We start from the raw sequence: 209 nt of genomic DNA on the forward strand, positions 1-209 counted from the left end.
GGCGGCGCCCAGCGCCCGCGCGGCCTGCTCGTCCGGGCCGGTCCCGGCCTCCGGGGTGATGAGCAGCGTTCCGGGCTCGGCGGTCAGCAGCTCGTGGGCCTGCCCGCGGGATACCTCGTTCAGGGAGCTCAGCACCACGAGCGTGCGCTCGACGGTGGCCCGCGGCGGCGCGAGCCCTGCGTGGCTCCCGCCCCACCGCGGGGCAAGGG

The 209-nt window shown here is 78.9% G+C and carries 1 protein-coding gene; it reads right to left on the minus strand.

All coding sequences use genetic code 11. From position 1 onward, the window contains the following. A partial coding sequence (locus PROKR_RS34915) for a hypothetical protein (RefSeq protein ID WP_036964216.1) occupies window positions 1-209 on the minus strand: 209 nt, incomplete at both ends.

The sequence above is a fragment of the Promicromonospora kroppenstedtii DSM 19349 genome (assembly GCF_000515355.1).
GTDB lineage: Bacteria > Actinomycetota > Actinomycetes > Actinomycetales > Cellulomonadaceae > Promicromonospora > Promicromonospora kroppenstedtii.